The 6,000-nt window shown below is 39.6% G+C and carries 6 protein-coding genes; 2 read left to right on the plus strand and 4 right to left on the minus strand.

The features are described from left to right. Positions 1-459: 459 nt before the first annotated feature. Complete coding sequence (locus AAC000_RS18460; RefSeq protein ID WP_339724790.1) at positions 460-1,236, plus strand: DUF1080 domain-containing protein; 777 nt, start codon at positions 460-462, stop codon at positions 1,234-1,236. Between the two features lie 777 nt (positions 1,237-2,013). Here the strand turns inward: AAC000_RS18460 and AAC000_RS18465 are convergent. The 4 genes from AAC000_RS18465 to AAC000_RS18480 all read right to left on the minus strand — a co-directional run bounded on the left by AAC000_RS18465 (position 2,014) and on the right by AAC000_RS18480 (position 4,833). After that, positions 2,014-2,289, minus strand: coding sequence for a helix-turn-helix transcriptional regulator (locus AAC000_RS18465; RefSeq protein ID WP_339724792.1), 276 nt, complete (start codon positions 2,287-2,289; stop codon positions 2,014-2,016). Next, positions 2,286-2,636 carry a type II toxin-antitoxin system RelE/ParE family toxin gene (locus tag AAC000_RS18470; protein ID WP_339724794.1) on the minus strand — a complete coding sequence of 117 codons (351 nt, stop codon included), beginning with the start codon at positions 2,634-2,636 and terminating at the stop codon, positions 2,286-2,288. The genes AAC000_RS18465 and AAC000_RS18470 overlap by 4 nt, the downstream gene beginning before the upstream one ends. A gap of 418 nt (positions 2,637-3,054) precedes the next feature. Next, a complete protein-coding gene (locus AAC000_RS18475) occupies positions 3,055-4,152 on the minus strand; it encodes an L-dopachrome tautomerase-related protein (protein WP_339724796.1) in 1,098 nt (365 codons plus the stop codon). A gap of 36 nt (positions 4,153-4,188) precedes the next feature. Continuing rightward, complete coding sequence (locus AAC000_RS18480; protein ID WP_339724798.1) at positions 4,189-4,833, minus strand: peroxiredoxin-like family protein; 645 nt, start codon at positions 4,831-4,833, stop codon at positions 4,189-4,191. A 142-nt stretch (positions 4,834-4,975) separates the two neighbouring features. On the opposite strand from AAC000_RS18480, the gene AAC000_RS18485 reads away from it, so the two are divergent. Next, positions 4,976-5,557, plus strand: a complete 582-nt coding sequence (locus AAC000_RS18485) for a TetR/AcrR family transcriptional regulator (protein WP_339724800.1) — start codon at positions 4,976-4,978, stop codon at positions 5,555-5,557. Positions 5,558-6,000 lie beyond the last annotated feature (443 nt).

The following is a 6,000-nucleotide window of genomic DNA, read 5'->3' on the forward strand; positions in this document are numbered from 1 at the left end:
CTTGAGGCGCTTAATACTTTGCGTATAGGAAGCGGAGGGTATTTGAGTTTGCCATTTTTATAGCAGGTATCATTACGTTTGATAACGGGTTATTGGATTTTATATTTTGGTCAGTTATTTGGTTTTTGAGATTACTCAAAAAGTGAATGTAATATTGGCGAGTTTGAGTTGAGGCTAAAGCACATTCTTAACATCACCAGATACACTGATATACAACGTACCTGTGTATCCCTTAGTCCGCTGATTATACACTTACAGTCATCCAACACAGTTATTGCCGACTACTTTTGACTCTAATTGTTAAAGGGAATCCGAAATACATTGACCTTCACCACAACTAGATTATTTGAGCTAAGTGGACTGAATAGCGATTTAAAAAGTGAAAATGTTAAAAAATTAAGGTTAAATGTTCGGCGCTCATGTATAAAAACTCAATTCATAAAATAGATAAATAGCTTAATGGCCAATAAATTATTTTTAATCACCCTATGCATGATATTAACATTTGGGTGCAGCAAAACGCCTAGTTCAGACGAATGGATAACACTATTCAATGGTAAAGATTTAGACGATTGGACGGTGAAAATTCATCATTATGATGCAGGTGATAACTATGGCAATACCTTCAGAGTAGAGGAAGGAATGCTTAAAGTGCGTTATGACCAATATGACTTTAGCGACGAATTTGGCCATATATTTTACAAAACTCCCTTTAAAAACTTTCATCTTACCGTTGACTACCGTTTTAGTGGGGACTTTGAAGAGAATGCGCCTAGTTACGCTTTGTTAAATAGCGGAGTGATGTTTCATAGCCAGTCAGCTGAATCTCAAAACAAAGATCAAAATTGGCCCGTGTCGGTCGAAATGCAATACCTAGCAGACCTAGGCGATGGTAAGCGAACTACAGGAAATATGTGTTCGCCTGGCACAAACATTGAATTTAATGGAAAGGTATATCCGAAGCATTGTTTATCATCACACAAAAAAGCCCTGCCTAAAGATCAATGGGTAACGGCTGAGTTAATTGTTAAAGGCCCCAAAATAACACAACTAATCAATGGCGAAGTGGTACTTGTGTATAGCAACCCTACAATTGACGCTAAAGACCAAATGGTAAAAGGTGCTGCAGCCGAGTTTACACAAGGTGGTAAGGCATTAGACTCGGGCTATATCGGGTTACAAAGTGAAGGTCATCCTATTGAATTTAAGAACGTTAGAATTAGATTACTAGAATAGAGTCTTTAGTCCCATTTATCAGGGCTTTGTGGCCACAAAGAAACACTACTTCAAACTCACTCAAAAATAAAATGGGTCAGTGTCACTTTTAAACAAATTTAAGACTCACTGCGTCTTGAATTGAGTTGGTCATGATTCTGTGGATCTAGTTTCGTCAAAATATAAATTTTATAGATAAGGGCAGGGGTTAAACCAGTCCAATATTAGATCTTTGCTTTAATTCGCTGCTATCTGCTAGCCACTATTTACTGCTTCAACAGAATGGATTCCTGCTAACAACATGCAGGAATGACGGGATTATAGGCTGTGTGTATTTCTATCTTCTAGCCACTATTTACTGCTTTCAACAGAATGGATTCCGGCTTAAAAGCTCACCGGAATGACGGTATTTTAGACTGTGTGTATTTCTATTTTCTATCTCCTAGCCTCTATTTACTGTTCCAAAAGAATGGATTCCGGCCTAAAGGCTACCGGAATGACGGGGTGGGAATTTTGTTGGAACCTCTGTGTTTTCTGTGCAGCGTAGCGCTCTGTGGTAAATATCTTTTAGTCTTTTCGGTGAAGCCGCATCCTTAACCTCTGTGTAACTCTGTGACAAGCTTTTGTCTTTTGCTTTTCTACCAACTATTTACTGCTCAAAAGAATGGATTCCGGCTTAAAAGCACACCGAAATGACGAAATCTTAAGCTGTGCTTTTTCTATCCCTAGCTACTATTCACTGCTTTATTCTGCTTCACTCAGCTCCATTCTGATTTTATTTGCTCTTGCTGCATTTACTCATACCAATCGGATTTCTATCTTTTTACCTAAAGCAGACGCAAAACGTTCAAGTGTGGAGAGCTTTACGTCATCAGAATGGTTTTCAATTCTAGATATCGCACTTTTTTGAGTGTGTAGCATTTCGGCCAATGCTTGTTGGGTTATGCCTGATTCTTTTCTAGCCGTCTTCAGCATGATGCCAAATTTTAAATTTTGGTAACCTTCATCATATCCTTCGGCAAAATCCTTATCATCGGCTTTGCGTTTGGCTACGTACTTTTTTAGATCGCTCATTGTTTTTTCCTTCGTAGATAATCTCTACGTCTTTGTTCTGCAAGTTTGATATCTTTGGCTGGCGTTTTTTGAGTTTTCTTTTGAAAACCATGGTTAAGTACCACTAAGTTATCACCATCGAAAAAGCCTAATAATCTAAAAATATTATTGCCCACTTGCGCTCTTACTTCCCAAATGTTTTGGGTATTAACCAGCTTCTTTAAATAAGTAGTAGGAATAACATCTAGCTCTTCAACCAATTGTAATACCCAAGTTATTTTTTGAGCTTGCTTTGCTGGCAATGAATCTAAGAACTCAACAACGGGTGTTTTACCTTCTTGTGTTGTATAAAAATTAATAGTTTTCATCTTAATGTTAACATCCGTGTGAACTTCTGCAAGTTTCTAAGAAGGTATATATAGATAAGTGATGATAGATACGTCCAGTATTAAATACGTTGAAATGAATATTTTGAGCGTGTCATCAAAAATGGTGTGCGGAGGGGGGAATTAAAATAACCCTGTATTTTTTCTTTCCTCCGTGTTCTCTGTGTAGCGAAGCGCTCTGTGGTGAATGGCTTTTTAGTCTTTCGGCTAAGCTGCATATTTAAACTCTGTCATGGTCAATTACACCTTGTCAGTACAGCTATTCTATACTGATTAAGATTTAAGATTTAAGATTTAAGATTTAAGATTTAAGATTTAAGATTTAAGGGTTGCACTCTTGTTTGAATAAGAGTGTAACCCTTCAAGTTCTTACTTAGAATGAGCGATTTTATTGGCTTAATTATCGGCCGGTGTTGGCATTGGATAATGCCTTAAAGCGTACGACCTTAAATTCGCCCTGAGTACTGTCTTTTCCGTTATTTAATACGGGAGAGCGGTGCAGTTCATTCACTGTGCCATAGATGTAACTATCTAAGCCAACTGCAAGCCCATCAGGCCATGACACATCATCGCGCTGAATTAGGGTTTTATAATGACCATTTGGTTGAACATAACCGATTGCGTCATTTGTTATTGAAGTAACATACACATTGCCAGCGTTATCGATCGTTATGCCGTCAGAAATGGGCTTGTCACCATAGCGCTGCACTTTCTTGTTTAACTCTTGCTCTGATAGCCTTGTATCTAATAGGTTTTTGGTCGCAATTCGGTACAAGCTTGTGCCAGACATCGCGCCGTAGTAGACGTATTCAAAGTTGCTATCGATCGTAATTGGGTTCACGCCCATACGAACTGGTTGGCCGTTTAGGTAGACTGTTTGATCGTCAATGACCATATCGATGTCTTCCGCTTTAGTTGACTTCGACTCTTTCAATACTCGGCGAGCATTGCCTGTTGTCAAGTCAACCACAATGATTGAGCTTGTGCCCGTATCAGCGATGTAAATTGCGTTGTTTTTGCTATCAACAGCTAAGTCATTTAGAAAGCTTGAGCCAGTAATCACAGGTTTAGCTAAGTAGATTACTTTATGTAGTTGTTCTTTATTGGTGTTCCATCCTACTAACCGTCCGGCATGTTCAGGCCCAGACGTGTCCAACAACCATAAAATGCCATTGGCATCGATATTTAATCCAAGTACACCGTAAAGCCCACCAGACTCACGGCTTTGAGCCGCATACGCCCAGTTTTCATTTGGGTAAGGTTTGGTTGTTCCATCTGGTAACAGCTCAACAATTCGTAGAGATTTGCCGTAAAACCCGTGAATACTGAGAAAAATTCGGCCATCAGAGCTCACCGCAATGTTACCCGGAGGCGTTTCGGCACTGAGCTTGGCGACTACTTCAAGCTGTCTTGCTTCATCGGCTGCTGCCATGTTTAGGCTGAATGCACTGGTAGCAATCATTGCGGCCGATGCTAATAGTTTGAATGAACGCGTCATTTTAACGTTTCCTGTTAGTAAGTTATTGCCGTGCTTTTAGATTTGCTTCAATGATTCAACGACTTCGCTAGGCTCTGCGCGGTGTGTGTAATCAGCATGCACATCAGCAAATACGATTTTTCCTGATGGGGCGATGACATAGGTTGCAGCAAGAGGTAGTTCGAAAGCGCCTTTGCCGTTATGAGCTTCAACTTCAATGCCAAAACCACTGTAAATAGGCTTGATTGAATCCGGTAGAGTGAACACTAGACCTAAGGTTTTAGAAAACTCAGAGTTAGGATCAGACAATACAGAGAAGCTTAGCGCATTTTTTTCTGCTGTTGAAAGTGATGCATCAGGTAGCTCAGGTGTTATAGCCAGTAAGCTAGCGCCTTGTGCTTTGATGTCGTCAAGAACGCTTTGGTAGGCACGCAATTCTAGATTGCAGTATGGGCACCAGCCGCCACGGTAAAATGTTAGTACTACTGGGCCTTGAGAAAGCTTTTCTGACAAACTCACTTGGTTGCCAAGTTGGTCTGTAAGAGAGAATGCAGGAAACACTTCACCCGCTTTTGGAGCATTCTTCTCCAGCTCTTTTGCTTTTAGGTTGTCGGTTTCAGCCAGCATGACAGAAAGCTTTTCCGCAGGGATGTTTTTAGCAGATGCTTCGCGTACTTCAGTTAATTGCTCTTTAAGACTCATATCATTTTCCTTAAGATTAAATTTGTTTTTTTGAATGAACGTTCAAAATGTTATTTCCGTATGGGATGTTTGTCAATATCAATTTGAATAGTCATTCAAAATGTTATTAAATATCCCTGTACTCAATAAAGTAATGAGCGTTATGGCGATTAAAAAATTCGATGTGGATGTCGTACTTGAGCAGGCAATCAATACATTTTGGCAATATGGTTATCATGGAACATCTATGCAGCAATTGTTACAAGCTACTGGATTGCGCCCGGGTAGTTTGTACCGAGAGTTTGAAAGTAAAGAAGGGTTGTACTTGCTTGCTCTTAGTCGCTATGCTGCGGCCACTATTACGACTGTGAACAACCGTATACAAGGCAGTTCAAGTGTTATTGAAGGCATTAAGTCGATACTGGTGGACTTGTTCGAAGAGGCCAAAGCCAAGGATTACTGCGGCTGCTTTTTAGTTAAAACTCAATTGGAGTTGTCAGCTCACAATGAGTCGATACTTAGCAACGTTTCCGAAGAGTTTGCAAAAATCGAAGCAAATTACTGCGCTATCCTAAAGACGATATTCTCTCCTGAGATCAGTTTGCAATACGCAAAACAGCTCATGCTCATAATTTTTGGTATTCGTGTTTATAGTTATCAAAGTGAGCAACCTGAAGATGTTGAGGACTTTATTTTATCCATATTGCCTTGGTTGAAAGATGATTCTAATAACAATATTAAGTAGGGTTAGCTTTTATAACTTAGGCTGGCGTTGTTGATTAAATTAAAGCCGCGAGCATAGGTGCTTCAAGATTTTTCCTCGGTCACTGCACCTTGAATTGAGCAGGCTAAGATTTTGCGGTTCTAGGTTCGTTAAAATATAAAATTTATAGGGAGGGGTTTAACCTAGCCCAATATTAGATATGTTTTCCGTGTTCTCTGTGCAGCGTAGCGCTCTATGGCGAATAGCTAAAAGCAGCTAGGAGCAAGTAAATACGAGTAACAGCGAAATGATAATACATTCTGCTTCTCTCAGCTTCACTATGATTTTATCTGCTTTTTTCTGTGACAAGCTTTAGTCTTTTGCTTTTTCTATCAACTCTTTACTGTTTCAACAGAATGGATTCCGGCCTAAAGCACGCCGGAATGACGGTATTTTAGGCTGTGTGTATTTCTATTTTCTATCTT

This window comes from uncultured Paraglaciecola sp., from assembly GCF_963977085.1.
GTDB lineage: Bacteria > Pseudomonadota > Gammaproteobacteria > Enterobacterales > Alteromonadaceae > Paraglaciecola.